The organism is Qipengyuania sp., assembly GCF_042095715.1.
Lineage (GTDB): Bacteria > Pseudomonadota > Alphaproteobacteria > Sphingomonadales > Sphingomonadaceae > Qipengyuania.
In genome coordinates, this window is the sequence record NZ_JBELMO010000049.1 from 1 (window position 1) to 26,537 (window position 26,537).

General features: G+C 63.9%; 24 protein-coding genes. 15 read left to right on the forward strand and 9 right to left on the reverse strand.

All coding sequences use genetic code 11. From position 1 onward, the window contains the following. Window positions 1–493: 493 nt before the first annotated feature. The 3 genes from ACFDTG_RS11555 to rplL all read left to right on the forward strand — a co-directional run bounded on the left by ACFDTG_RS11555 (window position 494) and on the right by rplL (window position 2,031). The gene (locus ACFDTG_RS11555; protein ID WP_375291198.1) at window positions 494–733 is read left to right on the forward strand and encodes a hypothetical protein; all 240 of its coding nucleotides are present in this window, start codon (window positions 494–496) and stop codon (window positions 731–733) included. Between the two features lie 335 nt (window positions 734–1,068). Beyond that, window positions 1,069–1,584 (forward strand): 50S ribosomal protein L10, encoded by a 516-nt coding sequence (rplJ, locus tag ACFDTG_RS11560; RefSeq protein ID WP_375291199.1) that lies wholly within the window; start codon window positions 1,069–1,071, stop codon window positions 1,582–1,584. A 69-nt stretch (window positions 1,585–1,653) separates the two neighbouring features. Further along, complete coding sequence (rplL, locus tag ACFDTG_RS11565; protein WP_375291200.1) at window positions 1,654–2,031, forward strand: 50S ribosomal protein L7/L12; 378 nt, start codon at window positions 1,654–1,656, stop codon at window positions 2,029–2,031. A 94-nt stretch (window positions 2,032–2,125) separates the two neighbouring features. Here the strand turns inward: rplL and ACFDTG_RS11570 are convergent, their stop codons facing one another. Further along, window positions 2,126–2,743, reverse strand: coding sequence for a flavin reductase family protein (locus tag ACFDTG_RS11570; protein WP_375291201.1), 618 nt, complete (start codon window positions 2,741–2,743; stop codon window positions 2,126–2,128). A gap of 129 nt (window positions 2,744–2,872) precedes the next feature. On the opposite strand from ACFDTG_RS11570, the gene ACFDTG_RS11575 reads away from it, so the two are divergent. Beyond that, window positions 2,873–4,276: an MATE family efflux transporter gene (locus ACFDTG_RS11575; RefSeq protein ID WP_375291202.1), complete on the forward strand. Its 1,404-nt coding sequence runs from the start codon at window positions 2,873–2,875 to the stop codon at window positions 4,274–4,276. Window positions 4,277–4,300: 24 nt separating this feature from the next. Here ACFDTG_RS11575 and ACFDTG_RS11580 read toward each other — a convergent pair whose 3' ends face one another. Beyond that, window positions 4,301–5,134, reverse strand: coding sequence for a mechanosensitive ion channel family protein (locus tag ACFDTG_RS11580; RefSeq protein WP_375291203.1), 834 nt, complete (start codon window positions 5,132–5,134; stop codon window positions 4,301–4,303). 233 nt (window positions 5,135–5,367) lie between these two features. On the opposite strand from ACFDTG_RS11580, the gene ACFDTG_RS11585 reads away from it, so the two are divergent. The 4 genes from ACFDTG_RS11585 to ACFDTG_RS11600 all read left to right on the forward strand — a co-directional run bounded on the left by ACFDTG_RS11585 (window position 5,368) and on the right by ACFDTG_RS11600 (window position 9,094). Further along, window positions 5,368–5,655, forward strand: coding sequence for a co-chaperone GroES (locus tag ACFDTG_RS11585; RefSeq protein ID WP_375291204.1), 288 nt, complete (start codon window positions 5,368–5,370; stop codon window positions 5,653–5,655). A gap of 62 nt (window positions 5,656–5,717) precedes the next feature. After that, window positions 5,718–7,373 carry a chaperonin GroEL gene (groL, locus tag ACFDTG_RS11590; RefSeq protein ID WP_375291205.1) on the forward strand — a complete coding sequence of 552 codons (1,656 nt, stop codon included), beginning with the start codon at window positions 5,718–5,720 and terminating at the stop codon, window positions 7,371–7,373. A 132-nt stretch (window positions 7,374–7,505) separates the two neighbouring features. Further along, window positions 7,506–7,913, forward strand: coding sequence for a host attachment protein (locus ACFDTG_RS11595; RefSeq protein WP_375291206.1), 408 nt, complete (start codon window positions 7,506–7,508; stop codon window positions 7,911–7,913). Between the two features lie 194 nt (window positions 7,914–8,107). Continuing rightward, on the forward strand, window positions 8,108–9,094 hold the full coding sequence (locus tag ACFDTG_RS11600; RefSeq protein ID WP_375291207.1) for a serine hydrolase: 987 nt from the start codon (window positions 8,108–8,110) through the stop codon (window positions 9,092–9,094). Window positions 9,095–9,185: 91 nt separating this feature from the next. Here ACFDTG_RS11600 and ACFDTG_RS11605 read toward each other — a convergent pair whose 3' ends face one another. Continuing rightward, complete coding sequence (locus ACFDTG_RS11605; RefSeq protein ID WP_375291208.1) at window positions 9,186–9,494, reverse strand: hypothetical protein; 309 nt, start codon at window positions 9,492–9,494, stop codon at window positions 9,186–9,188. A gap of 164 nt (window positions 9,495–9,658) precedes the next feature. Between ACFDTG_RS11605 and polA the strand changes: the two genes are divergently transcribed. From polA to ACFDTG_RS11620, 3 genes are read left to right on the forward strand one after another with little or no spacing between them, the layout of a single operon-like run. Then, entirely contained in the window at window positions 9,659–12,502 is a 2,844-nt protein-coding gene (gene polA / locus ACFDTG_RS11610) for a DNA polymerase I (RefSeq protein ID WP_375291210.1), read from the forward strand. Window positions 12,503–12,522: 20 nt separating this feature from the next. After that, window positions 12,523–13,785, forward strand: a complete 1,263-nt coding sequence (locus ACFDTG_RS11615) for a sensor histidine kinase (RefSeq protein WP_375291211.1) — start codon at window positions 12,523–12,525, stop codon at window positions 13,783–13,785. A gap of 51 nt (window positions 13,786–13,836) precedes the next feature. Then, entirely contained in the window at window positions 13,837–14,916 is a 1,080-nt protein-coding gene (locus ACFDTG_RS11620; RefSeq protein WP_375291212.1) for a mechanosensitive ion channel family protein, read from the forward strand. Here ACFDTG_RS11620 and ACFDTG_RS11625 read toward each other — a convergent pair. Together ACFDTG_RS11625 and ACFDTG_RS11630 are read right to left on the reverse strand one after the other, a co-directional pair. Next, entirely contained in the window at window positions 14,913–15,437 is a 525-nt protein-coding gene (locus ACFDTG_RS11625; RefSeq protein ID WP_375291213.1) for a DUF177 domain-containing protein, read from the reverse strand. The two genes, ACFDTG_RS11620 and ACFDTG_RS11625, sit on opposite strands and share 4 nt — an antisense overlap. Further along, entirely contained in the window at window positions 15,434–15,949 is a 516-nt protein-coding gene (locus tag ACFDTG_RS11630; RefSeq protein WP_375291214.1) for a ubiquinol-cytochrome C chaperone family protein, read from the reverse strand. The genes ACFDTG_RS11625 and ACFDTG_RS11630 overlap by 4 nt, the downstream gene beginning before the upstream one ends. Before the next feature lie 139 nt (window positions 15,950–16,088). Here ACFDTG_RS11630 and ACFDTG_RS11635 point away from each other — a divergent pair, with 139 nt between their 5' ends. The 4 genes from ACFDTG_RS11635 to ACFDTG_RS11650 all read left to right on the forward strand — a co-directional run bounded on the left by ACFDTG_RS11635 (window position 16,089) and on the right by ACFDTG_RS11650 (window position 19,645). After that, on the forward strand, window positions 16,089–16,562 hold the full coding sequence (locus ACFDTG_RS11635) for an outer membrane protein assembly factor BamE (RefSeq protein WP_375291215.1): 474 nt from the start codon (window positions 16,089–16,091) through the stop codon (window positions 16,560–16,562). A 63-nt stretch (window positions 16,563–16,625) separates the two neighbouring features. Then, window positions 16,626–17,213: an ATP-dependent protease subunit HslV gene (gene hslV, locus ACFDTG_RS11640; RefSeq protein ID WP_375291216.1), complete on the forward strand. Its 588-nt coding sequence runs from the start codon at window positions 16,626–16,628 to the stop codon at window positions 17,211–17,213. Window positions 17,214–17,219: 6 nt separating this feature from the next. Beyond that, window positions 17,220–18,518 carry an ATP-dependent protease ATPase subunit HslU gene (gene hslU / locus ACFDTG_RS11645; protein ID WP_375291217.1) on the forward strand — a complete coding sequence of 433 codons (1,299 nt, stop codon included), beginning with the start codon at window positions 17,220–17,222 and terminating at the stop codon, window positions 18,516–18,518. 131 nt (window positions 18,519–18,649) lie between these two features. Then, window positions 18,650–19,645, forward strand: a complete 996-nt coding sequence (locus ACFDTG_RS11650; protein WP_375291218.1) for an SdiA-regulated domain-containing protein — start codon at window positions 18,650–18,652, stop codon at window positions 19,643–19,645. Between the two features lie 130 nt (window positions 19,646–19,775). Here ACFDTG_RS11650 and ACFDTG_RS11655 read toward each other — a convergent pair whose 3' ends face one another. From ACFDTG_RS11655 to ACFDTG_RS11670, 4 genes are all read right to left on the reverse strand, one after another. Beyond that, window positions 19,776–20,372 carry a DedA family protein gene (locus tag ACFDTG_RS11655; protein WP_375291219.1) on the reverse strand — a complete coding sequence of 199 codons (597 nt, stop codon included), beginning with the start codon at window positions 20,370–20,372 and terminating at the stop codon, window positions 19,776–19,778. Window positions 20,373–20,414: 42 nt separating this feature from the next. Beyond that, window positions 20,415–22,352 (reverse strand): S9 family peptidase, encoded by a 1,938-nt coding sequence (locus ACFDTG_RS11660; protein ID WP_375291220.1) that lies wholly within the window; start codon window positions 22,350–22,352, stop codon window positions 20,415–20,417. Between the two features lie 132 nt (window positions 22,353–22,484). After that, window positions 22,485–23,990: a SulP family inorganic anion transporter gene (locus ACFDTG_RS11665; RefSeq protein ID WP_375291221.1), complete on the reverse strand. Its 1,506-nt coding sequence runs from the start codon at window positions 23,988–23,990 to the stop codon at window positions 22,485–22,487. Between the two features lie 79 nt (window positions 23,991–24,069). Further along, window positions 24,070–25,890 carry an ABCB family ABC transporter ATP-binding protein/permease gene (locus tag ACFDTG_RS11670; protein WP_375291222.1) on the reverse strand — a complete coding sequence of 607 codons (1,821 nt, stop codon included), beginning with the start codon at window positions 25,888–25,890 and terminating at the stop codon, window positions 24,070–24,072. Window positions 25,891–26,537: the final 647 nt, after the last annotated feature.

Sequence of the window (26,537 nt, forward strand, 5' to 3'; positions counted from 1 at the left end):
GATCTTGCGGATACGCCGCTTCGCGGTGCCGGAAACCTGGGTTTCGGACTTCGCCTTGGTCGCCATAAGGAGTGTTCGCCTTTTGCTTGCGGGGTCGGGCAAGATGCCCTGGGCCCATAATTCGATGTCTCATGCGCGTGAGAACCATGCCGGGACGCGAAAAGGCCGTAGCAGGACGCACCGTTATCGGTGGCTGGCTACAGCATGTCGAACGTCGCGATATGGAAACGCCGCCTCCATCCTGTGTCCGTCCCCGCGCATGGATCGGACTCGCTCGAAGCGGTCGGTCGGGCCTGCATATAGGGGGCGAGGGTGGAAGGGTCAACCGGTCCTGGCACAATTGCCGCACTTGCACTGACCTCGATCATGGGCACATAAGCGGCGGCGCAATGCGCAAAATGGCAAAAAAATGACGCATCGCATTTTTCGCTTGGAACTTTGGCGAAATGTGGCCATTTTATGTCGGCCGCTTATGGCAACAAGGAATCATCCCATGAAGAAGCTTGCTCTCATCGCTCTCCCGCTCGCATTCGGCGTTGTCGCTTGCGACCAGTCGGAAACCGCCGTCGAGCCGACCGCCACCGAAACCGCAATGGTCGAGCCGATGCCCGCCGAGCCGATGGCTGCCGACACGGCTGCTCCGGCTGACCCGATGGCGACCGAAACCCCGATGGCTGGTGAAACCCCGATGGCCACCGAAACCGAAGCAATGACGACCGAAGAAGGCATGTAAGCCGCAGGCCGGCCCCGTGTAGCCCACGGGGCGGCTTGACTTTCGGTAACGAAACGCTAGAGGCCCGCCCATCGAACGGCGGGCCTCTTTGCGTCAGCCGTTCATCCGTCCGAGACAGCTGGTGCCGGGGATCTGCCCCGGCTTAATTTCCGGCCTAGACGGGGAAAAGAGATTTCACGTGTTTGAGGTAGAGCCCTCGTGCACGTCCGGTACCGGAATATGGTGCACCTCCTTCCCTTGTCATGCGGACTCGCTCGCGGCGCCATCCGGCGTCGTGGCAAACGTAGCCGGCCGTCCGGGAGCCTTCCCGTACGGCCATGAAGAAGGAGTAAGGCATGGATCGTTCGCAAAAAGCCGATTCGGTCGCCCAGCTCAATGCGGTCTTCAAAGAGGCTGGCGTGGTGGTTGTCACCCGCAACCTCGGCATGTCGGTGGCCCAGTCTACCGAACTGCGCTCGAAGATGCGCGAAGCCGGTGCGTCCTACAAGGTTGCGAAGAACCGTCTCGCCGTGCTCGCCACGAAGGACACCGATTACGCCGGTATCGCTGATTACCTCAGCGGCCCGACGGCCCTAGCCTATTCGACCGATCCGGTCGCGGCGGCGAAGGCAGCGGTGGAATTCGCCAAGACCACCGATCGTATCGAGATCGTCGGTGGTTCGATGGGCGGGCAGCTGCTCGACGAAGCCGGGGTCAAGGCACTCGCCTCGATGCCCTCGCTCGACGAGCTGCGGGCAAAGCTGGTGGGTCTCGTCAACGCCCCTGCGACCAAGATCGCACAGGTCGTCAACGCCCCCGCCGCCAAGCTGGCGCGCGTCTTCGGAGCCTATGCCGCCAAGGATGCGGCGTAAGTCATACGCTTTTCAATGAAATCCATGGGGCAGACACCAAGCCCCGCCATTATTTTGGAGTGAAACATCATGGCCGATATCGCCAAGCTTGTTGAAGAATTGTCGAAGCTGACCGTCCTGGAAGCCGCTGAGCTTGCCAAGGCGCTGGAAGAAGAGTGGGGCGTTAGCGCCGCTGCTGCCGTTGCAGTTGCCGGCCCCGCCGCTGGTGGCGATGCTGGTGCCGCTGCTGAAGAGCAGACCGAATTCGACGTCGTCCTGACCGGCGACGGTGGCAAGAAGATCCAGGTGATCAAGGAAGTCCGCGCCATCACCGGCCTGGGCCTGACCGAAGCCAAGGCGCTCGTCGAAGGCGCTCCGAAGGCCGTCAAGGAAGGCGTCAACAAAGCCGAGGCCGAGGAAATCAAGAGCAAGATCGAAGCCGCTGGCGGCACCGTCGAGCTCAAGTAAGCCTCGCTTACCTTGCGACAAACAGAAAGGGCGGTGCCGCGAGGCGCCGCCCTTTTTCGTTCGGGTCACATTTCCTGTTGAGCCGGCGGCAGCTTCAGTCCGGGCGCCCCATCTTGAACAGGGCGTCTTCGCGGATCTCGAAATAATCCGCCGGGCCGCCCCCGCGGGTGATCGGGCGGGGCCGGGCGGTTTGGTACACACCGTTTTCCAGCATGGCGGGATCGATATGGATGCCCACCGCCTCGCCGATGACCAGCCAGCTGTCGATCTTGGCGCCGCCGGTCGTTTCCAGCTGGATGAGCTGCGTCAGCTTGCACTCGAAATGGACCGGGCTCCCCGCCACCCGCGAGGGCTTGACCAGCTGGGACGGCAAGCCGTCCAGCCCCGCGAGCTCGAACTCGTCGACTCCTGGCTCGACCCCCGCCGAACTGGCGTTCAGCGCATCGGCCTGCGCCATCGTGGCTAGGTTCCAGACGAATTCGCCCGTCTCCTTCACATTGGCGACAGAATCCTTGAAGCCGATCGAGCTGAACGCGATCAGCGGCGGCCGATAGTTGATGAGATTGAAGAAGCTGTAGGGTGCCAGATTGCGTACCCCCGCACTGCTGATCGTGGACACCCACCCGATGGGGCGTGGGGCGACGATGGCGTTCAGCGGATCGTGGGGCAGACGGTGGCCGTCCGCGGGCTCGTAGAAATGATAGTCGGTCATGCCTGGGCGATATGCGTCGGCCGCGGTGGCTTCAAGGGCAGCCTTTCTCCTAATCGGTGCCGGGTCGGTTGAAATTCGGTTGCCCGTTTCCGGCCCCGCTCGTATCCGGGCCGGCTTTTCGACCGTCCCATGTCCACCGGCACTGTCTTTGCGCCCCCGCCCACCGGCGGCGACGGCTGGCGTCGCGAGCTGGCGGAGACCTTCCGGCTTTCGTGGCCGCTCGCGCTTGCCAATCTTCTCCAGATGCTCACCTATGCGGTGGACGTCATCTTCATCGCGCGGCTCGGAGAAGAGCCGCTGGCCGCATCCGCGGTGGCGGTGGCGCTGTTCGGGCTGGTCCTGTGGGCGCTGTGCGGCCTCACCGGCGCGGTCGCGCCCCTGATAGCGGAGGAAATCGGCGCGAGGGCCCCCGCGCTACGCCCCATACGGCGTGCCACGCGCATGGCGTTGTGGCTGTCGGTCATCACCGGCGCGGTGGGGATGGGGCTGTGTCTGCTGCTCGATCCGCTGATGCGGGCGACCGGCCAGCAGCCCGGCATCATCGCGCTCGCCAACCAGTATAACCTGCTCGTCATCTGGTCGCTGGCGCCGATGCTGGTGAACAATGTGCTGCGCAGCTTCGTGTCCGCGCTGGGCAGGCCGGTGTTCGCCACCGCCATCACCGCGAGCGGCATCGCCGTCAACGCGCTCGCCAACTATGCCTTCATCTTCGGCAACTTCGGCGCGCCGGAGCTGGGGCTGCGCGGCGCGGCGGTGGCCACCATCATCACATCGCTGGTGACCGTGGCGGTTTATATCGCGGCGATCCGGCTCGACCCGCGTCTGCACTGCTACCATATCTTCGGCTTTTTCTGGCGGCCGGACTGGCACCGGTTCGGGAAGATCGTGCGGCTCGGCACGCCGATCGCGCTCACCATCACGGCAGAGGCAGGCATCTTCGGGGCCGCGGCCTTTCTGATGGGCAATATCGGCACCGCCCAGCTCGCCGCTCACACCGTGGCGCTCCAGATCGCGGCGCTGGCCTTCCAGGTTCCGTTCGGCATCGGGCAGGCCGCGACCATCCGCGTCGGCTATTTCTACGGCGCCCGCGATTCCGCCGGGGTGGGCCGCGCCGGCTGGACGGCCATCGCGATGGGCGGCGGCTTCATGGTATTCACCGCGCTTTCGCTGCTGGTCGCGCCGCGCCTGTTGCTGTCGATCTATATCGACCCCGCCGCGCCCGCGAACGCGGTGATGGTCGAATTCGCTCTGGGTTATCTTGCCATCGCCGCCGCCTTCCAGCTGGTCGACGGCTTGCAGGCGGTGGCGGCGGGAGCCCTGCGGGGATTGCAGGATACGCGCATCCCGATGTGGATCGCCATATTCTCCTATTGGGTGCCCGGTATCGGCACGGCGCTGTGGCTGGGCTTCGGCACGCCGCTCGGGGGCACCGGTGTGTGGATCGGGCTCGCCACCGGCCTGTCCTTCGCCGCGGTTCTGCTCGGGGCGCGCTGGGCGCGGCGCGACCGCCTCGGCCTGACCGCCTCGGCCTGACCGCGCCAACGCCCGTCGAACCGGCTACGCCGCCTTCTGCGTGACCTCGCGCTGCGGGAAGGGGATAGAGATTCCGACCTCGTCGAAGCGCGCCTTGGCGGCCTCGGTCAGATCCCAGTTCACCGCCAGATAATCGCCCGTCGCGCACCAGACGCGCAGACCGATACCCACCGAGCTGTCGTCTAGCGAGCTGACGAAGACTTGCGGCGCCGGGTCCGTCAGAACCCGTTCGTCGCCTTCGGCCAGCGCCAGCAGTTCCTTCTTGGCCTGCGCCATGCTGTCGTCGTAGCCGATACCGACGATCAGCTCGAAACGGCGGATCGGGTGGCGATGCAGATTGACGATGGCCTGATTCCACAGTTCCGAATTGGGGACCATCACGAACAAACCGTCGAACTGCTTGAGCTCGGTGGTGAACAGGCCGATTTCCTGCACCGTTCCCGAGATGGAGCCGGCATTGATGGCCTCGCCCACCTTGAACGGCTTCTGGATCAGGATCATCACGCCTGATGCCACATTGCTCAGCGTGCCCTGCAGCGCCAGACCGATAGCCAGCGCCATGCCGCTGAGTGCCGCCAGTATGCTGGTGGTCTGGACCCCAAACTGCGACAGGACCGTCACCAGGACCACGATCCAGAGCGCGTATTTCACAACGCTGGACAGGAACTCCGCCACGGTCGGATCGAACCGGGGGGAAGCGGTCATGGCCCGGCGCACCCACCGGGAAATGACGCCTGCCAGAAACAGACCGATGACCAGCACGGCGATGGCGCCCGCGATGTTGAACATGTTGAGCCGCAGCCAGAGGAAAATCTGTTCGGGGATCGTCAGCGCGGAAATCGGCTGATTGGTCGTCATGCTTGGCCGGCCTTTCTCTTTCGGTTTGCCATATGCGAGGACGCGCCCATATGGCACCGCGGTCCGGCTCGCCAAGCCCCAGCCGGTTTCCGGTCCGGCGCGCAAATTTTTTGCCACGGCCCCCGTTGACTCCGCGCCGCGCCAATCCCAAATGCGCGCCGCTGGCACTCTCAGACCGGGAGTGCCAAAAATCTGTCACACACTCGTTTTTGAGAGAAGAGAGAGGTCATATCATGGCATTTCGTCCGCTGCACGACCGCGTACTGGTCCGTCGCATCGAAGCCGACCAGAAGACCGCCGGCGGCATCATCATCCCCGACAGCGCTCAGGAAAAGCCCAGCGAAGGCGAAGTCGTCGCCGTTGGTGCGGGCGCGCGCGGCGAAGACGGCAAGGTCACGCCTTGCGACGTCAAGGCCGGCGATCGCGTGCTGTTTGGCAAGTGGTCGGGCACAGAGGTCAAGCTGGATGGCGAAGACCTGCTGATCATGAAGGAAAGCGACATCATGGGGATCATCGGCTGACCTGACGGTTTGGCCTGACCTTACCCTGAACTTTCAAATTTTTCGACAAAGGAATCAATATCATGGCAGCCAAGGACGTTAAGTTCGGCCGCGACGCGCGCGAGCGGATTCTCGCCGGCGTCGATACCCTCGCCAATGCCGTCAAGGTCACGCTGGGCCCCAAGGGCCGCAACGTCGTGATCGACAAGAGCTTCGGCGCACCGCGCATCACCAAGGACGGCGTCACCGTCGCCAAGGAGATCGAGCTCAAGGACAAGTTCGAGAACATGGGTGCGCAGATGCTGCGCGAAGTGGCTTCGAAGACCAACGACAACGCCGGTGACGGCACCACCACCGCCACCGTGCTGGCTCAGGCCATCGTGACCGAAGGCATGAAGTCGGTCGCCGCGGGCATGAACCCGATGGACCTGAAGCGCGGCATCGATCTCGCGGTCGAGAAGGTCACCGAGAACATCAAGGGCCGTTCGAAGGAAGTTTCGGGCAGCCAGGAAATCGCGCAGGTCGGCATCATCTCCGCCAACGGCGACCGTGAAGTCGGCGAAAAGATCGCCGAAGCCATGGAAAAGGTCGGCAAGGAAGGCGTGATCACCGTCGAAGAGGCGAAGGGTCTCGAATTCGAGCTCGACGTCGTTGAAGGCATGCAGTTCGACCGCGGCTATCTCAGCCCCTACTTCATCACCAACCCCGACAAGATGACGGTGGAACTGGATAACCCCTATATCCTGATCCACGAGAAGAAGCTGTCCAACCTGCAGTCCATGCTGCCGGTTCTGGAAGCTGCCGTGCAGAGCGGCCGTCCGCTTCTCATCATCGCGGAAGACATCGAAGGCGAAGCGCTGGCGACCCTGGTCGTCAACAAGCTGCGCGGCGGCCTGAAGGTTGCTGCGGTCAAGGCTCCGGGCTTCGGCGATCGCCGCAAGGCCATGCTGCAGGACATCGCGATCCTGACGCAGGGCGAGATGATCAGCGAAGATCTCGGCATCAAGCTCGAGAACGTCACGCTGAACATGCTCGGCCAGGCCAAGCGCGTCACCATCGACAAGGACAACACCACCATCGTCGATGGCGCCGGTTCGGCCGACGACATCAAGGCGCGCGTCGGTGAAATCCGCACCCAGATCGATGCGACCACCAGCGACTACGACCGCGAAAAGCTGCAGGAACGTCTGGCCAAGCTGGCCGGCGGTGTTGCCGTGATCAAGGTCGGCGGCGCTTCGGAAGTGGAAGTGAAGGAGCGCAAGGACCGCGTCGACGACGCTCTCCACGCTACCCGCGCTGCTGTCGAAGAAGGCATCGTCCCCGGGGGCGGTACCGCGCTGCTCTACTCGGCGAAGGCTCTCGAAGGCCTCTCCGGTGAGAATGAAGACCAGACCCGCGGCATCGACATCGTTCGCAAGTCGCTCACTGCGCTGGTTCGCCAGATCGCCCAGAACGCTGGCCACGACGGCGCGGTCGTTTCGGGCAAGCTGATCGACGGCAACGACGAGAACCTGGGCTTCAATGCCGCGACCGACACCTACGAGAACCTGGTTTCGGCTGGCGTCATCGACCCGACCAAGGTCGTGCGCACCGCGCTCCAGAACGCTGCCTCCGTGGCCGGCCTGCTGATCACCACCGAAGCGGCGATCAGCGAGAAGCCCGAGGACAAGGGCGCCGCTGGCGGCGGCATGCCCGGCGGAATGGGCGGCATGGGCGGAATGGGCGGCATGGACTTCTAAGTCTGTCCATTCTCCATACGACGAACGGGGCCGGAAGAGCGATCTTCCGGCCCTTTTCGTTTGTCCGCGCCAGGCACATCCATGGGGTTCGATCGTTTATGTGGCTCAGAGCATATCAGGAGAGAACGGCCCATGAAGATCCCCCACAACGCCTATGTCGCTATCGCCAATGGCGAGAAATTCCTGCTGATGCAGAATACCGGCAAGCCCCTGGAGCCTTCGCTGCGTATGGTTGAAGAGCTCGATCTGCTTCTTACGAATTTCAGCGCCGGCGTTCGGCATCAGGACCCCCAGGGCCAGCCCAACCAGAGCTCGAATATCGATGAACTCGCCCATGGTGCGGCCATCGCGGAATGGCTGAATGACAAGGCGCTCAAGAACGAACTGGGGGACCTAGTGGTGGCTGCCGATCCGCGCACGCTCGGTCAGATTCGCCAGCATTATCACAAGAAGACCGAAGCGCAGGTGGTGGGGGAACTGGACAAGGATCTCACCAACCTTCCGATACCGGCGATCGAAAAGGCATTGGCCAACGCCTGACAGGGGGGCGAGCCCCTGTCCTCGCCCTGCTGAAACACCCCAGACTGCGCCTTGTCGCCGCTACGACTCCTCTCGTCGCGGCGGCATTTGGTCACGGGAACGAAATGCGTTAAGGTTTCGAACAGCATGTTTGGGGTACATTGGCGCAAATGGGACCAAGGCAGATAACACGAATTGCCGCCGCCGCCCTGGCTGTGGCCCTACCTCTGGCCATGCCGGCGCAGCAGCTTTCGGCAAAAGCGGGCCCCGAACTCGAGGCTCAGTTCGATACCATGCTGGGAAGCGAAGCGCGCGTCCCGCGAACCTATCAGGCCATCTACAAGAACGCGCTGGCGCAACGGATCGCAGAGGTTGCCGAAGGGTCGCAGGGCCGCATCGGCGTCGCTGCGATCGACCTTACCACCGGCGAAAAGGTCAGCGTGCTGGGCGACCAGCGCTTTCCGATGGCCAGCACCAGCAAGATCGCCATCGCTGCGACGTTCCTGGAGGGTGTCGAGCGGGGCCGATGGAGCCTCAACCAAAGTTTCCCGATGCTGATGCCGGTCGGCTCGCGGCCTTTTTCGAGCGCCGTGGCGCCGGTGCGCGAGGGGAACAGGCTTCCCGCGATCGACCTGATCGAGCAGATGATAACGCGCTCCAACAATTATGCGACCGATGCGCTGTTGCGTGTGGTCGGCGGCCCGAAGGAGGTCACCGCCTGGGTCCGCCGGGCGGGGATCAAGCAGTTCCAGATCGACCGGGACATCGCCACGCTGGTCCGCGACGACGGCGAATTCAATCCTGCAAACCATATCGACCAGCGCGACAGCGCGACCCCCAACGCCATGGTCGAGCTTCTGGCGGGCCTGTATCAGGGCAAATGGCTGAAGCCGGAAAGCCGCCGTATCCTCATCGGCGCGATGGGACGCACCGTCACCGGAAAGCGGAGAATGCGGTATCTGCTGCCCGACAATGCGCGGGTGATGCACAAGACCGGGTCGCTCAACAACACCTCAAGCGATGTCGGCCTGGTCGAGACCCCCGATGGGCGGACGCTGGCGATCGCGGTCTATGTAACAGGGCAGGGAACCCGGCCGGCGCGCGAAGCGAAGATCGCCGCGATCTCGCGTGCGCTGTACGACGGGTATCTGTCGCAGGGCCCGCGGCGCGAATGGGCAGGGGCCGGTTACGGATCGAAGTAGGATATCGCCACTGCTTGTGACGCCCAATTGAGAGCAAACAAAAAGGGCGGCACCGTCGGGTGCCGCCCTTCTTTGTTTGCAAGGCGCGAGATTAGTCGGCCTGAGCTTCGGTGACGCTTTCGTCCTGAACGTCAGCTTCGACCTCGGCAGCTTCCTGGTCGGCTTCGGCAGCAGCGTTGTCAGCAGCAACTTCGACATCGTTGGCCGATTCTTCAACCGCCTGGCCCATGGCGTCCATGTTGGCTTCGGTGTCGGCAGCAGCCGAATCGACGGTGTCGCCAGCGGCGTCCTGCGTCGATTCCGAGCAAGCGGCGAGCGAGAGAGCGGCGCCGGCAGCAGCGGCGAAAAGAGCGATCTTGCGCATAGTGGTATTCCCTTTTTCAACGTTCGGATCGCCCATCTGGCCGACCCGTCGGCGAAAGCCTCACGGCCCTCGTGGTTCGTAAATAATGGCCGAATTGTGGCAATGCAAGCTTTCCGTGCGCATGGCGCCACATTTTTGCCTTAAACACGGCAGCGGCTTAGCTCTCCCATGTGGCCCGGTGCGCTGCTAGAGCCCCCGTTATGAGCGAGCGCAATCATCTCTACCTGGTCGATGGATCGGCCTATATCTTCCGCGCCTACCACCGGCTTCCTCCCCTCACCAACCCGGAAGGGATTCCGGTCGGGGCGGTTTACGGCTACACCACCATGCTGTGGAAGCTCGCCGACGATCTCGACAAGGCGGATGGGCCCACGCACCTGGCGGTCATACTCGACAAGGGATCGACCAGCTTTCGCAATGAGCTGTACGATCAGTACAAGGCGAACCGGCCGGATCCTCCTGAGGATCTCGTGCCCCAGTTCCCGCTGATCCGCGACGCCACGCGCGCGTTCAGCCTGCCCTGTATCGAGGAGGACAATCTCGAGGCGGACGACCTGATTGCCAGCTATGCCCGCGAGGCGACCCGGCAGGGCTGGGACGTCACCATCGTTTCTTCCGACAAGGACCTTATGCAACTGGTCGGCAAATGCGCGGATGGTGGTGGGTGTGTGGACATGCTCGACACCATGAAGAATGCGCGGATCGATATTCCCGAGGTGGTAGAGAAATTCGGCGTGCCGCCTGAACTGGTGGGCGATGTCCTGGCGCTGATGGGCGACAGCGTCGACAATGTGCCCGGTATCTACGGGATCGGTCCGAAAACCGCCTCCAAACTGATCCAGGACCATGGCAATCTGGCAGGCGCGCTGGACGCGGCCGAGGCGATGAAGCCATCCAAACTGCGCGAGCGGCTTATCGAAGGGCGCGAAATGGCGCTGCTCAGCCGCGAACTCGTGCAGCTCAAGGAGGATTGCGACCTGCCGATCCCGATCGAGAACATGAAGCTGGACGGTGTCGCGAAGGAGCCGCTGGCAGCCTTCTTGGAAAAGCATGGCTTCATGAGCCTGCTCAAGCGTCTGGATGCCGGTAGCGGTAGCCCGAACCGGGCGACGGACCTCAACCCCGCGAAGCAGCAGACCGCGGGCGCCGCTGCCAGCGCTCAGGGAAACCGCCAGCGGCTGCCGGAGATGCCCGCTGTGGACCGTTCGGCCTATGAGTGCGTGCAGTCCATGGATCGCCTCAAGCATTGGGTCGCGCGAGCCTTCGCTTCCCGCCAGGTGGCTATCGACACGGAGACCAGCAGTCTCGATGCGATGCAGGCGGAACTTGCGGGGATCAGCCTCGCCCTGGGACCGAATGACGCCTGCTATATCCCCTTGGGCCACGGCGGCAGCGACATGTTCGCCGAACGGCCGGAGCAGATCGAACGACGCGCAGCATACGATGCGTTGCGCCCACTGCTGGAGAGCGAGCAGGTTCTCAAGATCGGGCAGAATATCAAATACGACCTCAATATCCTCAAGCGCTGTGCGGATATCGCGGTGGCACCCATCGACGATACCATGATCATCAGTTTCGCGCTCGATGCCGGGCGCAGTCTCGACGGCATCGGCGGCGGTCACGGCATGGATGAACTGTCGCAGCGCCACCTCGGCCACACCACCCTCACCTTCAAGGATATCTGCGGCACGGGAAAGAAGGCGATTCCCTTTGGCGAGGTGCCGCTGGACAAGGCGACGGAATATGCGGCCGAAGACGCCGACGTCACATGGCGGCTCCACGCGCACCTCAAGCCGCGTCTCGCCGAAGAGGGCGGTACGCGTGTGTACGAGCGTGTCGACCGCCCCCTGATCCCGGTCGTGGCCGCGATGGAGCGGCACGGCATAAAGGTGGACCGCGGTGGTCTCGCCAAGCTTTCCGAGGAATTCGCCGCCGAAATCGCGCGTATCGAGCGCGAGGTCTGGGATTGCTGCGGCGTTGAATTCACCATCGGCAGCCCGAAGCAGTTGGGTGAAGTGCTCTTCGACAAAATGGGCTACAAGGGCGGGCGCAAGGGCAAGAGCGGGCAGTATTCAACCGATCAGGCAGTGTTGGAGAACCTGGCTTCGCAGGGCGCGGACGTGGCGGCGAAGGTGCTGGAATGGCGCCAGCTCTCCAAGCTCAAGAGCACCTATACCGACGCGCTGCAGGCGGCCATCAATCCCGCCACCGGCCGCGTTCACACCAGTTACAGCCTTGTCGGCGCACAGACCGGCCGCCTTAGCTCGACCGATCCCAATTTGCAGAACATCCCCATCCGTACCGAGATTGGCCGTCAGATCCGCGAGGCCTTCGTTGCCGAGACCGGCAATGTCCTGCTCGCGGCGGATTATTCGCAGATCGAGCTGAGACTGGCTGCCCACATGGCCGATGTTCCGCAGCTCAAGGATGCGTTCGCCAACGGAGAGGATATTCATTCCCGAACAGCGACAGAGATGTTCGGTAGCGTGGATCGCGATACGCGTGCCCGTGCCAAAACGGTGAACTTCGCCATACTTTATGGGATCAGTCGCTGGGGTCTCGCCGGCAGGCTGGGCATCGATCCGGACGAGGCGCAATCGATGATCGACACCTATTTCCAGCGGTTCCCCGGCATTCAGCAATACATCCATTCGACCTTGGAGAGTGTGCGCTCCAAGGGGTATTCTGAGACACTGTTCGGCCGCAAGACCTGGTTCCCGCGGATCAATTCGAAGAACCAGAATGAACGGTCGGGTAGCGAACGCGCCGCGATCAATGCGCCGATCCAGGGTACCAGCGCCGATATCATCAAGCGGGCGATGGCGCGGATGATGCCCGCGCTAAAAGAGGCGGGGCTGGGGCACGTCCGCATGCTTCTGCAAGTACACGACGAACTGGTGTTCGAACTTCCCGAAGGTGACGCAGGCGCCGCCGCCAAGGTCATCGAACGGGTAATGGCCGATGCCGCACTTCCCGCCGTATCGCTCGATATCCCGCTTGGCATCGACATCGGGACGGGAGCGAGCTGGGGCGCCGCGCATTGAACCGGGTCGTTAGAGGGCTGATGCGGCAGCGCGGCAGCGCGCTGTGGATCAACACCATTCTGGTCTCGCTCGCCGGCCTGGGCATGTTCGCGGCGCTGTTGATGGCCATCCGTACCGTGAACGCGGAACGAGAGGAGCGCGAACACTTCCAGCGCACCGCCGATACCATCTCCGCGCTGGCGGTGGTCGGACGGGCCGCGCTCAACGGAGAAACCGGTCAGCGCGGCTATCTCCTGACCTTGGATCGGCGGTATCTGGTGCCTTACCAGGCAGGCAGAGACACCCTTCCACAGGCGCTCGATAATCTGCGCCGATTGGTCGAGGACGGGGGCCGCGCGGAGGAAATTGCGCTGGTCGATGAGGTCGAGGTGCTCGCCCGTGCGAAGTTCGCGGAGATGGAACAGAGTGTCGCGCTGGTGAAGCGCGGCGAGCTTCTGGAAGCGCAGCGGTTGGTTTTGACCGACGAGGGTCAGGAGGCGATGGCCCGGCTGCGTGAAGCGATCCGCCGCATGGAGCAGATCGAACTCGCGGAACTCAGGGCCGCAAGCTCGGAAACTGCCGATGCCGAGGCGCGGGTGCTGCCGATACTGGTCGGCCTGATGCTGTTGCTGTTGATCGCCATGATTGCCGGTGCTCGATTGGTGGCGCGCGGCGCCCGCGCCGAGGCGGAGGCGGCACAAGCGGCCGAGATAGCGAAGGCGCGCGATAGGGCGGACTTGCTGGCGAAAGAGCTAAACCACCGGGTCAAGAATTTGTTCGCAGTGGTTCTCGCCATCGTCAAGCTGTCCTCCAGAGACGCTCCGGAGGCGAAGCCCGTCACCGAAAGCATCGCCCAGAGGATTCAGGCGCTCCTGAAGGCGCACGAAGTCAGCCAAGGCGAACTCGACCGGCCCATGGCCTCGCTTCGCAGCCTCGTGGAAACGTCGCTCGCGCCCTATCGTTCGGATGAGCTTTCCGCCGAACTCGAGGGAGAAGAGGTCGATCTTCCGGCCCAGTGCATCACGCCGCTGGGGCTGGTCCTGCACGAAATGACGACCAATGCGGTCAAGTACGGCGGCTGGTCGCGGAGCGGGGGTACGATCGCGGTCAATTGGGAAATCGCCAATGGCGATCTTTGCCTGACCTGGCGCGAAGCGGGCGCGCCGGTGACCGAACGGCCGCGCCGCCAAGGGTTCGGCAGTCAATTAATGACTAGCGCGGCCCGTCAGCTTGGGGGTACGATAGACCGCGAATTTGCGGAGGCGGGTGCGCTGATCACCATACGCTTTCCGCTTCCCGATTGAGGCGGAGGCCGCAGTTGTTTTCGTGAACGCCCGGGACTAGGCGCCGGCGAGATGTTCGAACGATACGATCCGCGCAACTGGGACATTTCCACGCAGAGTGTCATCGACACGGCACTGGGCTTGAGCATTCCTGTGCTGATTGCGCTGGCGCTGCACTGGCTGGGCTTCAGGCTGCTGGCCAGGCTCACGCGCCGATCCACCACCAATGTGGACAATTGCGTGGTCGACGCCGTCCGTCGGCCTGCGCGCTGGGCGATGATCGCCATAGCGATTTCCATTTCCGCCTCGGCCGACGCGCTGGTGGGGCGTGGATGGGATCTCGCCGCCGGTTTTCTGGTGCCGGCCTTGCTCGGCTGGGTCGCCTACGCAGTGATAGACGGCATCGTCGCGGGGCTCGAGGTGGATGCCGCTGCCAGTGCGGATCCGGTCGCACTGCGAGCCCGGCGCACCCGCGTATCGATTCTTGGCCGCACGACCAAGGTCGCGATCATCATCGTGACCGTGTCGTTGATCCTGTTCTCCATACCCGCCGTGAAGCAGATCGGCGTCACGCTGATGGCATCGGCCGGCCTTGCCGCACTGGCGGTGGGTGCGGCGGCGCAACCGGCGCTCAAATCTCTCATCGCCGGGATCCAGATGGCGATGACGCAGCCCCTGCGGCTGGGCGACATGGTCAAGGTGGACGGAGAAGTCGGCCGGATCGAGGAAATCCGGATGAGTTTCGTGACGGTGAGAACCTGGGACGAACGGCTTATCATCGTCCCCACGATACGCTTTCTGGACGAAAGCTTCGAAAACTGGTCACGGATCAGCGAGAAGCTGACAGGACCGGTTTTCCTCCATCTCGATCCTGCCACCGAGGTGGGCCCGATCCGCGCTGAATTTGAACGTTTCGTGGCCGGGCACGAGCTGTGGGACCAGCGCACGGTCGCACTGCTGATGACGGAAGCCTATCCCGAGAGCATGGAACTGCGGCTGTCCGTGAGTGCAGCGACCATCGGGGATCTGTGGACCCTGCGCTGTGCGGTGCGCGAGCATATGCTCGACTGGCTGCGGCGGGAAATGCCCGGCGCGCTGATCCGCCACCGGCTCGAAGTCGAGAGCGCGAATGCGCGGGTGACGGGCGGCTAGGACCGCCCCGTCTTGAGCCCAGCGAGCGCGGCGAAGGGGCCGCTCGGCGCGTCTTCATCGGCAATGCCCGCTTCCTTCCGCACGGCTTCGGCGTCGGGGCCGGTGGCGTAGGGATCGAGCGCCAGGCCAAAGCTTTGCGCGAGCGCTTCGCCGAGGTCGAACGACTGGCCTTCGTATTCGATCTCGTCGGGGCCGTCGCTGTCGAATTCCAGCTCTTCATCCTCGGGCGGCGGGGCGCCGGCGGGGACGAAGCGGATGGCGACCGGTTCTTTCAGCCCGGTCTCGAACGGTTCGCGAGCCACAGCGCACGACTGGGCGAACTTCGCCCATAGCGTGCCCCGCGCCAAAACCGTATCATTCTGTTGTGTCAGGGTAATCTCGGCCGAAAGCTCGTGGATGGCGGGCAGGGCGAAGCGGCGGGCCAGCGCGCTGCGCTCGGCCTCGTCCGCAGTGATTTCCACCGCCTTTATCGGGATCCGATCCAGCTTGATCACCCGTTCGAATTCTGCCCGATCGCTCATGCGATCGCCCCTTGGATGAAGCCTGCTGCCCCGGTCGCATCGAAACGGGCGGACAGCGCGCGCAGCCCCTGGGCAAGCGCATCGACACGGTTCTCGTCCGCCAGGGTGATGTTGCGCCGCGCCGCTTCGGCAAGCGCCGCGTCCCCTTCCTGCGCGATCGCCTTGCGCATGGCGCCGGTGCGGCCGCCCAGCGTGCTCATCAGCTTGCCGATCTGTTTGCCCACCATCAGATCGCCCACGCCGGTCTGGCGCAGCTGCCCGTCCATGTCCTCCACGAACAGCTCGGTGAGGGGGCCAGTCAGCACCGCCAGTTCCGGCTCCCTTTCCATGCGTAGCATCGCCAGCGCCAGGACCGCGGTCACCATGTCGAACCGTCCCGCCACGGTATCGGCGACTCCGCGCTCCGCATACCAGGCCGGGCGGCGCGCCTCGGCGATCAGCGCGGCCCACAGCGCCTCAACCTGCTCGCGGGGATCGGGGCGTTTCCTGAACAGACGGGTCAGATAGCTCATGCCGCGTATTATCGCCCTCGTTCAGCGACAATTCAACGCCCCGTGGCAAGGCGTGTCGCTGTTATTGCGCGGTGGAGCCGTGCGGCCTAAGGGCGGGCTGCCCCGTCCGGCGGCGGGCTTGATAGTTTCGGGAGTTGACGTGCGGAAATTCGAAATCGGTCGCAAGGCGCTGGCGTGTGCAGCTCTGCTGACGGGCGTCGTGGCGGCATCGGGCTGCACCTCGATCCAGGAGCGGCGCGGCTATGTCATCGATCCGCTGCTCTATTCTGCGGTCCAGCCGGGCATCGACAACCAGCGTTCTGTCTCGGCCACGCTGGGCCAGCCGACCTTCAAGAGCCAGTACGGCACCCCGACCTGGTATTACGTCAGCAGCGATACGCGCCAGCGCCCCTTCGCGCGGCCCCGCATCGCCGAACAATCGGTGATGGCGGTTACTTTCGACGATGCCGGCACCGTCGCCGCGATCGACCGGTCGGGCGGGGAGCGGGTCGTCTATCTCAGCCCCGACAGTGACGCCACGCCCACGCTGGGGCGCGAGCGCGGCTTCCTGGAAGACCTGTTCGGCAATATAGGTGCGGTCGGCGCGGCCGGAGCGGGCGCTCCGCCGCAATAAGCGCGGGCTTGGGGGATGGCGCCCCCGGCTTGAACCGGCGGGCGCGGCTCCCATATCGCCGCGATGCAATCGGGATACAGTTCGCACGGCGAAAGCCATGGCATCGTCCAGTGGCATTCCACCACCATCATCGGCGTGAAGCGCGGCGACAAGACCGTGATCGCGGGTGACGGGCAGGTGTCGATGGGCAACACGGTGATGAAGCCCAATGCCAGGAAGGTCCGCCGCATCGGAGGCAAGGACGACAATGGGAATGGCAAGGTCGTGGCCGGATTTGCCGGCGCCACCGCCGATGCCTTCACTCTGTTCGAGCGGCTGGAGAAGAAGCTGGAGCAGTATTCGGGCCAGCTGCTGCGCGCCTCGGTCGAACTGACCAAGGACTGGCGCACCGACAAATATCTGCGCAATCTGGAAGCGCTGATGATCGTGGCCGACAAGGACAACCTTCTCGTCCTCACCGGCAATGGCGATGTGCTGGAGCCCGAAGGCGGGATCGCCGCCATCGGCAGCGGCGGCAATTACGCGCTGTCTGCCGCCAAGGCACTGGTCGATTACGAAAGCGATCCCGAAACCATCGCGCGCAAGGCCATGGCGGTCGCCGCCGATGTCTGCGTGTTCACCAACGGCAATGTGACCGTAGAGACGATCTGAGAGTTCATGGACAATCTGACCCCCAAGGCCATCGTGGCCGCGCTCGACGAACACATCATCGGGCAGAAGGAAGCCAAGCGCGCGGTCGCGGTGGCGCTGCGCAATCGCTGGCGGCGGCAAAGCCTCGGCCCCGATCTGCGTGACGAGGTAACGCCCAAGAACATCCTGATGATCGGCCCCACCGGCTGCGGCAAGACCGAGATCAGCCGCCGGCTGGCCAAGCTGGCCGAAGCGCCCTTCGTGAAGGTGGAAGCCACCAAGTTCACCGAAGTGGGCTATGTCGGCCGCGATGTCGAACAGATCGCCCGCGATCTGGTGGAAGAAGCGATCCGGCTGGAAAAGGACCGCCGCCGCGAGGCGGTGCGCGAAGCGGCCAGCAAGGCGGCCATGGACCGCCTGCTCAATGCCCTGGTGGGCGAGAACGCCAGCGAGGCGACGCGCGAGGCTTTCCGCCAGCGCATCACCGATAATTCGATGAACGATACCGAGGTCGAGATCGAGGTCGCCGAAGCGGCCAGCCCCGCGATGGACATCCCCGGAATGCCCGGCGGCGTGGGCATGATCAATCTGTCCGACATGCTGGGCAAGGCTATGGGCAAGTCCAACACCAAGCGGCGCAAGCTGAAAGTGCCCGAAGCCTGGGATCGGCTGGTGGAGGAAGAAGCCGACAAGCGCATGGACCAGGACGATGTCGCCCGTGTCGCGCTGGAGAATGCCGAGACCAACGGCATCGTGTTCCTGGACGAGATCGACAAGATCGCCGTCAGCGACGTGCGCGGCGGCTCGGTCAGCCGCGAAGGCGTGCAGCGCGATCTGCTGCCGCTGATCGAAGGCACCACGGTCGCGACCAAATACGGACCGATGAAGACCGACCACGTGCTGTTTATCGCCAGCGGCGCCTTCCACGTATCCAAGCCCAGCGACATGTTGCCCGAATTGCAGGGCCGCCTACCGATCCGGGTCGAACTGCGCGCGCTGACCGAAGAGGATTTCGTCCGTATCCTGACCGAAACGCGCGCCAACCTGGTCGAACAGTACAAGGCGCTGATCGGCACCGAAAAGGTCACGCTCGACATCAGGGACGAGGCCGTCAGCGAAGTCGCCAAGATCGCGGCGCAGGTGAACGAGAGCGTCGAGAACATCGGCGCCCGCCGCCTGCAGACCGTGATGGAGCGCCTGCTGGAGGACATCAGCTTCGAGGCGGAAGAGCACGCCGGTGAGACGGTGACGGTCGATGCGGCCTATGTGCGCGAGCGGCTGGACGAACTGGCAGGCGACGCGGACCTGTCCAAATATATCCTCTAGGGCCGCACAGTCTTCATTCGTTAACCATAAGGTCATCACCCCGAAACCTGCCCCTGCGAGGGCGGCGATGCCGTGGCCAATCCGGTCGCGGAGCCATCGTCGTCGCGACGACGTTTCGGGGGAATACAGGGATGAAAATCTTTCTTCGCGCAGGCGCCGCCGCGCTGGCGCTTCTTGCCGCCCCGGCCTCGGCCGCCGGCCTTCTGGACAATTACGCCTTCGGTTTCATCAAGCCGATCGATACCAAGGAAGCCAGCGCGGTCGCCTTCAACTGGGACACGCGCCGCTTGCTGGTGACCACCGACGAGGAAGAGTCCGACGGCAGGACCATCTTCGGCGAATACGACCTTAATGGCGACAAGACCGCAACCGTGGTTCTGGGCGGCTGTCTCTCGCTGGGCGCCGCGCAATGCGATCCCGAAGGGCTGACCTATGTCGGCGGCGGCAACTACGTGGTGGCGGAAGAGCGTTATCAGGACATCGCTCTGATCCGCGATATCGGTGGCACCGGCACCGACCGCACCTACACCGCCTATGACGACGCGCCCACGATCAGTATCGGCGGGGATGCGGGCAACAGCGGGCTGGAGGGGATCGCCTACGATCGCCTCACGGGCGACTATTTCGGCGTTAAGGAACGCCAGCCCATGGTGGTTTACAAGGGGACCGGCGCCGATTTCGGCAATGAAACCGCGACCACCTCCGTCCTGTTCGATGCATCTGGGCTCGGGCTGGACCGCTTGTCCGACATCGCGGTGCTTTCCAACGGGGCCTTCGCGGCAGCCCCTTTCGGCGACAATCTGCTCTTGCTGAGCGGGCGTTCGTTCCGGCTGGTGGAAGTGACCAAGGCCGGCGCGCTGGTCGGCAGCTATGATCTGTCCGCGTACAAATCCATCATCGACCCTGCCAACGAAGGGGGCAAGTTCGAGGGGCTGACGATGGATGATAGGGGCAACCTCTACCTCGTCAGCGACGATGGCGACGGGCCGAACCAGTCCTTCATGCTGAAACTGCAATACAACGGCGCCGTGCCAGAACCGGGCACGTGGATGATGCTGATCGCCGGTTTCGGCGCCGTCGGCGGCGCGATGCGCTCTCGCCGAAAGCCGGCTCTCGCGCTGCGGTAAACGTTGGCGAAGATCGAATGCTGTGTGCCACCCCGGTTTTGGGCCGGGGTGGCATCTTTTGGAACCGAAATGCGTGGATTGTCGCGGCGGCCTGCCACCTGGGCCCCAGGGTTGAATTGGGCCTCGCCCCTTACGGCTCGCTTTTTGTTTCCGGGAACCCGTCTCCCTTGCGCATCCGGCTTCTGAAAATGCGCCGGACCACCAGCGCCAGTACCAGCGTGACCACGATCGCCGGAACCACGACATGGGCGAAGGGCCTGATCCGTCCGAAAACCGCCTCGATCGTCTGTCCGGCGGCATAGCCCGCGCCGATCACGATGCTGCTCCACACCAGCGCGGCGAGCGCGTTGACGATCACGAATCGTGACGCCGGCAGATCGCTGGTGCCGATCGCCAGCGGGCTTATCGTCCCGAAACCGTAGATGAAGCGGAAGGCGAAGACGAAGCCGGTGGGGTGCCTGTGGAACGCCGCCATCGCGCGGCCATAGGCTTTACCCTTCCTCAACCGCATCACGCGCGGAGCATCGCGAAATCGGCGCCCGATCGCGAAGAAAATCTGGTCCGCCACGAACGAACCTGCCGCAGCGGCCAGGATCGCCGGGACCAGCGGCAGCAGGCCGCGATGCACGGCCATTCCGCCCAGGATCAGGACGGTCTCGCCTTCTATGCCGGCGCCAAGACCCACTGCCCACAGACCGTAATCCGAGATGAGCTGCGAAAGGTTCATCGTGCGGTTAAATCGGTGCCGGGATTAGCGGCGGCCTCCGGGCTATCGCCCAAGCAGGTATTTCTCCCAGAAGGCGAGCTGGGCCAGGAAGGCATAATCCGCGTTTTCCTTCTTGCGGAAGCCGTGCCCTTCGTCGGCGGCGACGACATGCCAGACCTCCGCCCCGTTTTCGCGGATCGCGGCCACCATCTGATCCGCTTCCGACTTGGGCACGCGCGGATCGTTGGCGCCGGTGATGACGAACATCGGCTTGTCGATTTCTGCCACGCGGGTGAGCGGGCTGATTTCCGTCAGCTTGGCCCGCTGCGCCGGATCGCGCTCGTCTCCGTATTCCACGCGGCGCAGATCCTGCCGATAGGGGTTGGTGTTTTCCAGGAAGCTGACGAAATTGCTGATCGCCACGGTGCACTGCGTGGCGCGCAGCTTGTCCTTCAGCTGGACCGCGGCTGCATAGCACATGTACCCGCCGTAGCTTCCCCCCGTGAGGCCGACCTTGTCGGGATCGACATGCGGGTTGGCACGGACGAGATCCACCAGCACGGCCATGTCCTTGACCGAATCCTCGCGCTTGAACGGGCCGTTGTCGAGGCTGACGAATGTCCTACCGTAACCGGTCGAGCCGCGGACGTTGGGGTAGAACACGCCGATCCCCAACTCGTTGAGATAGAAGTTGGTCGCGCCGCGGAAGCCCGCCTGGCTTTGCCCTTCGGGCCCGCCGTGGACGCTGACCAGAAGCGGCCGCTTGCCGGGAAATTTGGCGGGGTCGGGCAGATAGAGCAGGCCCGAAACCTCCAGCCCGTCGAAGCTCTTGGTGGAAACGATCTGCGGTTCGACGTTGACGGCGGGATCAAGCCCGCCGGTCTCGCTCTGCGTCCATCGCGTGAGCTTCATGGTCTGGGGGTCCAGCGACCAGACGTCGCTCGCGCTCTTGGCGGAACTCAGCGAAAAGCCGATTTCGCCCCAGGGTGCGATCTCCACCCCGCCGATGAGGCCTGCGGGCAGGCTCTCGACCTTGCGCACCTTGCCACTGGCCACATCGAGAATGCGCATCCTGTCGGTGCCGGCCTCGTTGACGATGTAGGCGATGGTCTTGCCGTCGTCGCTGAGATCGAACCCGTCGACGTCCCAGCTTTCCGTGGAGACCGGCGTGAACTTGCCGCTGGCGGGATCGAGGCGCCCCAGTCGCTGGAAGTCGGAGCCCTCGTCGCTGGTGGCCCACACTGTCCCATCCGGCCCGACTTGGAAGCCGCCGTATGCGATATCGGCGTCAGTGTCGCCGATCGCGGTCATGGCGCCGCTTGCCAAGTCCAGGCGGTAGGGATCGACGTTCTGAACGGATTTGTATTCGACGACATAGGCCGTGCGCTTGTCGGGGGCAAAGCCCGCGATGTACCAGCCGCCGCCCTGCACCTCGGCCACCATGCGCGAACTCGCCGGATCGCGCGGGTCCATGACGTAGAGATCGCTGTCCGAACCGTTGCGACGGGTGGAGCTGTAGCCGAGCAGGCTGCCATCGGCGCTCCAGGCGTTGGCGCCGTTGCGGCTCTTTCCGTCGGTGAGAAGGGTCAGCCGCCCGTCGGCAAGTGTATAGAGCTGGTAGTATTCGTCACCGCCCCGGTCCTTGCCCACCACCAGCACATCGCCCTTTTCCGGGGCGTAGGAGCCGCTGACGGGCTCCGCTTCGAAACTGATCTGGGTGCGCGCCCCCATCGGCATTTCGACCCGGTGAAGCTGCGGGACGTTGGCGAAACGCGTGCTGATCAGGATGGCGCGTTTGTTGGGGTCCCATCCGGCGAAACCCGCGCTGCGGGATTCCAGATAGGGCCGGGCCCGCTCGGCCAGCGTCACGGGCAGCGCAGGCACATCTTCCGCGGTGATCGCGGCAGGGATGGGCACGGTCGGCTCCGACGGGGCGGCATCCTGCGCCATGGCGGGCAGGGCGGTGGTGGCGAGAAGAGCGCAAAAAAGACGCGTGTGCATGGCTTTATTCCCCAGCGTTGCCGGCCCGATCGTCGTGCGTGACGGGCGCGACGCTAGACCGGGCGAAGGTCGTGGGCAATATGGATTGCAGCACCGGCCGCAGACCGGGCGAAAGCAGCGTGTGCCGCCCCCTCAGGGGTGCGGCGCTAGGCCGATCTCCACACCCGTCTTGTCGGTCAGCGCGAACTTGTCGACTAGATCGGAACTCGCCCGGTTGAGCCCGCGCACCTGAAGGCTGCGGCCGTTGCGGCGCATGCGCTCGACCACCTTGTCGAGCGCGCCGACCGCGCTGATGTCCCAGAAATGCGCCTTCGAAACGTCGATGATGACGTGGTCGGCCGGGTCCGGCTGCGTGCTTTCGGGGCCGAGGGCGGCTTCGAAGCGTTCGACGCTGGCATAGAAGATCTGGCCCTTCGCGCGGTAGATCGCGGTCTCGCCCTCGCGCTCGCGCACGACCTCGAACAGGGTCATCACTTTGTGGGTGAAGAACACGCCCGAAAGCACCACGCCTGCCAAGACGCCGAGCGCGAGATTGTGAGTCGCAACCACGACCACGACGGTGGTGAGCATGACTACGCTCGATTGCCACGGGTGCTTGGTCAGATTGGGGATCGAATTCCACGAAAACGTGCCGATCGACACCATGATCATGATCGCGACCAGCGCGGGCATCGGCACGCGGCCCACGATGTCGCCCAGCACGGCCAGCAGGATCAGCAGGAAGACGCCAGCCGTAAAGGTGGACAGCCGGCCGCGCCCTCCGCTGGTGACGTTGATGACGGATTGTCCGATCATGGCGCATCCGCCCATGCCGCCGAACAGCGCGGCGACGATGTTGGCGCCGCCCTGGCCTGCGCATTCGCGCCGTTTGTTGCTGCCGGTGTGGGTCATGTCGTCCACGATCTGCGCGGTCAGGAGCGATTCGAGCAGACCGACCGCTGCCATCGTCAACGAATAGGGTGCGATAATCCGCAAGGTTTCCCAAGTGAGAGGCACATCGGGGAGGGCGAAATAGGGCAAACCTTCGGGCAGTTCCCCCATGTCTGCGACAGTGTTGACCGGCACGGCCAGCCAGATCGCCAGGCCCGTCAGCACCACGATCGCGATCAGCGGGCTGGGGATCGCGGTGGTGAGGCGCGGGACGAGGTAGATCATCGCAAGGCCTGCAACGACCATGGCATAGGTTTCCCAGGTGACACCGGGGTTGCCCGGCATCAGCTGGGGCAGCTGCGCCATGAATATCAGGATCGCGAGCGCGTTTACGAAGCCGGTGATGACCGAGCGGCTGACGAACTGCATGAGAAGGTCGAGCCGCAGCACTGCGGCAATCGCCTGGAACACGCCCATCAGGATCGTGGCGGCGAAGAGATATTCGACGCCGTGATCGCGCACCAGCGGAACGACCACCACCGCGACGGCGGCCGTCGCGGCGCTGATCATGCCCGGCCGCCCGCCGGTGAAGGCGATCACCATCGCGATGGCGACCGAGGCATACAGCCCGACGCGCGGGTCGACGCCCGCGATGATCGAAAATCCGATGGCTTCGGGAATGAGCGCGAGCGCCACCACGATCCCGGCAAGGATATCGGCGCGTGGCTGCGCGAACCAGTCGCGCTTGAGCGCGGCGGTAGTGGTCATGACTGTGATCCGTGGTTTGGCCCTATGGGCAATGTCCAAGACGCCAATGCCCGCTCGGCCCGGCCGGCGCAACCGCCGGCTATTGCGCGGCTTGCGGCTGTGGCTCTTCCTCGGCCTGCTGGCGCTGCCACATCTCGGCGTAAAGCCCGTCGTGGCGCAGCAGCTCGCCGTGCTTGCCCGATTCGGCGAGCCGGCCATTGTCCAGCACCAAAATGCGATCCGCGTGGGAGATCGTGGAAAGCCGATGCGCGATGGCCAGGGTGGTGCGATGTTCGCTGACCCGGCGCAGGGTTTTGAGGATATCCTGCTCGGTGCGCGAATCGAGTGCGCTGGTCGCCTCGTCCAGCAACAAGATCGGCGGATCCTTTACCAAGGTGCGCGCGATGGCCACGCGCTGCTTCTCGCCGCCGGACAGTTTGAGGCCGCGTTCGCCCACTTCGGTGTCGAAGCCATCGGGCAGTTTCTCGATGAACGGCAGGATGGCCGCATCCCGGGCCGCGCGCGCAACCGCATCGTCCCCCGCGCCATCGCGACCGTAGGCGATGTTGTAGCCGATGGTGTCGTTGAACAGCACGCTGTCCTGCGGAACGATGCCGATATTGGCGCGCAGCGATTCCTGCGTGACCCGGGCGATGTCCTGGCCGTCCACCATGATGCGCCCGGCCTGCGGATCATAGAAGCGGAACAGCAGACGGGCGATCGTGCTCTTGCCCGCGCCCGACGGGCCGACAATGGCGTAATGGGCTCCGGCGGGGACTTCGAAGGTCAGCCCGTGCAGGATGGTGCGGTCCGGCTCGTATCCGAAGACCACATGGTCGAAGGTGACGGCGGGGCGCTTCACGATAAGCGCAGGCGCACCGGGCGCATCCTTTACCTCGGCCTCGGTATCCATCAGCCGGAACATCGCGGCCATGTCGATCATCCCCTGGCGGATGGTGCGATACACCATGCCCAACAGATCCAACGGGCGGAAAAGCTGCGTAAGATAGGTATTCACAAACACCAGATCGCCGGTGGTCAGGCGCCCCTGGCTCCAGCCCCAGACGGTATAGGCCATGGCGAAGCCCATCAGCAGGTTCATGATGACAGCCTGCGAAATATTGAGGAGCCCGAGCGAGTTTTCGCTCTTGAGCGCGGCTTGCGCATATTCGCGCGTGGCTTCCCCATAGCGGTCGAGCTCGCGGCCCTCGGCGCCGAAGTATTTCACCGTCTCGTAGTTCAGCAGCGAATCGACCGCGCGCGACAGCGCGGTGCCGTCGAGATGGTTCATCCGCTCGCGCAGCGTGCTGCGCCATTCGGTTATCCAGCGCGTGATGGCGATATAGGCGACCACGGTGCCCGCCGTCGCCGCCACCAGCTCGATCCCGAAATTGAAATAGAAGATCACCGCCACCGCCGTCAGCTCGATCACCGTGGGCGCGATGTTGAACAGCATGAAGTAGAGCATGGTGTCGATGCTCTTGGTCCCGCGCTCGATCGTCTTGGTGACCTCCCCCGTGCGGCGTGACAGATGGAAGCGAAGCGAAAGCTGGTGGAGCCGGCGAAAAGTATCTTCCGCCAGAGAGCGAGTCGCTTCCTGGCCCACCCGTTCGAATGTGATGTTACGCAAGTTGTCGAACACCACGGCCGAAAGCCGGCCCAACGCATAGGCAACGACGAACGCCATGGCGGCCATGGCCGCCTCGTTCGCCGGTGTGGTCATCGCGTCGACCGCGCGCTTGTAGACATAGGGGAGGGTAAGCGTCGTCGTCTTGGCCAGCAGCACCAGAAACATCGCGATGATGATGCGCCGCTTCAGCGCGGGATGGTCGCGCGGCCAGAGATAGGGGACGAATCGCCGCAGGATCTTGAGCGTCTCGGGCGGGGAAACCGCCGATCGCGGGGAATCGTTTTGTCGCATTGGGCCTAGATGGGAGCGACAGCGGGCCCGATTCAAGCGGATCTGAAGGGGAATCGGGGGCGATTCCGGGCGGATTCGCGCTGACTCGCCTGAATTGCATCGGGAGCCATCACGCCTCGCCCGCCGAAAGTCCGAAAAATTACGACCTATTTTCAGAAGGTTGAAAGGAAAGCGCAACAAAATTGCAAAAAGCCGTTGACCGAATCCCGAGTGCCCCCTAGATGGGCTCCACCGACGCGGCGCTGACGGTTCAGCCGCTCTCCCGCATCGGTCGCCAACATAGTCGGATAGCCGGTCCCCCGGTGTAAATCGGGGAAACCTTAGCTGTCCGCCTTTTAATGTTGAGTGGCTCTTTGAAATCGTTGGTTTTTGATGAAGGGACATGTGGGCGACGGCGCCCGGTCCGGGGATTTTAAGGCTCCGGATACCGGTTAACTAAGCCGATTGCCACATCCTTTGCTCGCACCACGCGGGCTTTGGGTGATGCATGTTCATTCGTATCCATTACGTTTGACAGTGCAGGTATCGGCTCCTTGAAGCTCATGCCAAGCAGGTTTGCGGGGTTATCCCCGTGCTTGTCTGGTGTGTGACACAAACTTGAGAGTTTGATCCTGGCTCAGAACGAACGCTGGCGGCATGCCTAACAC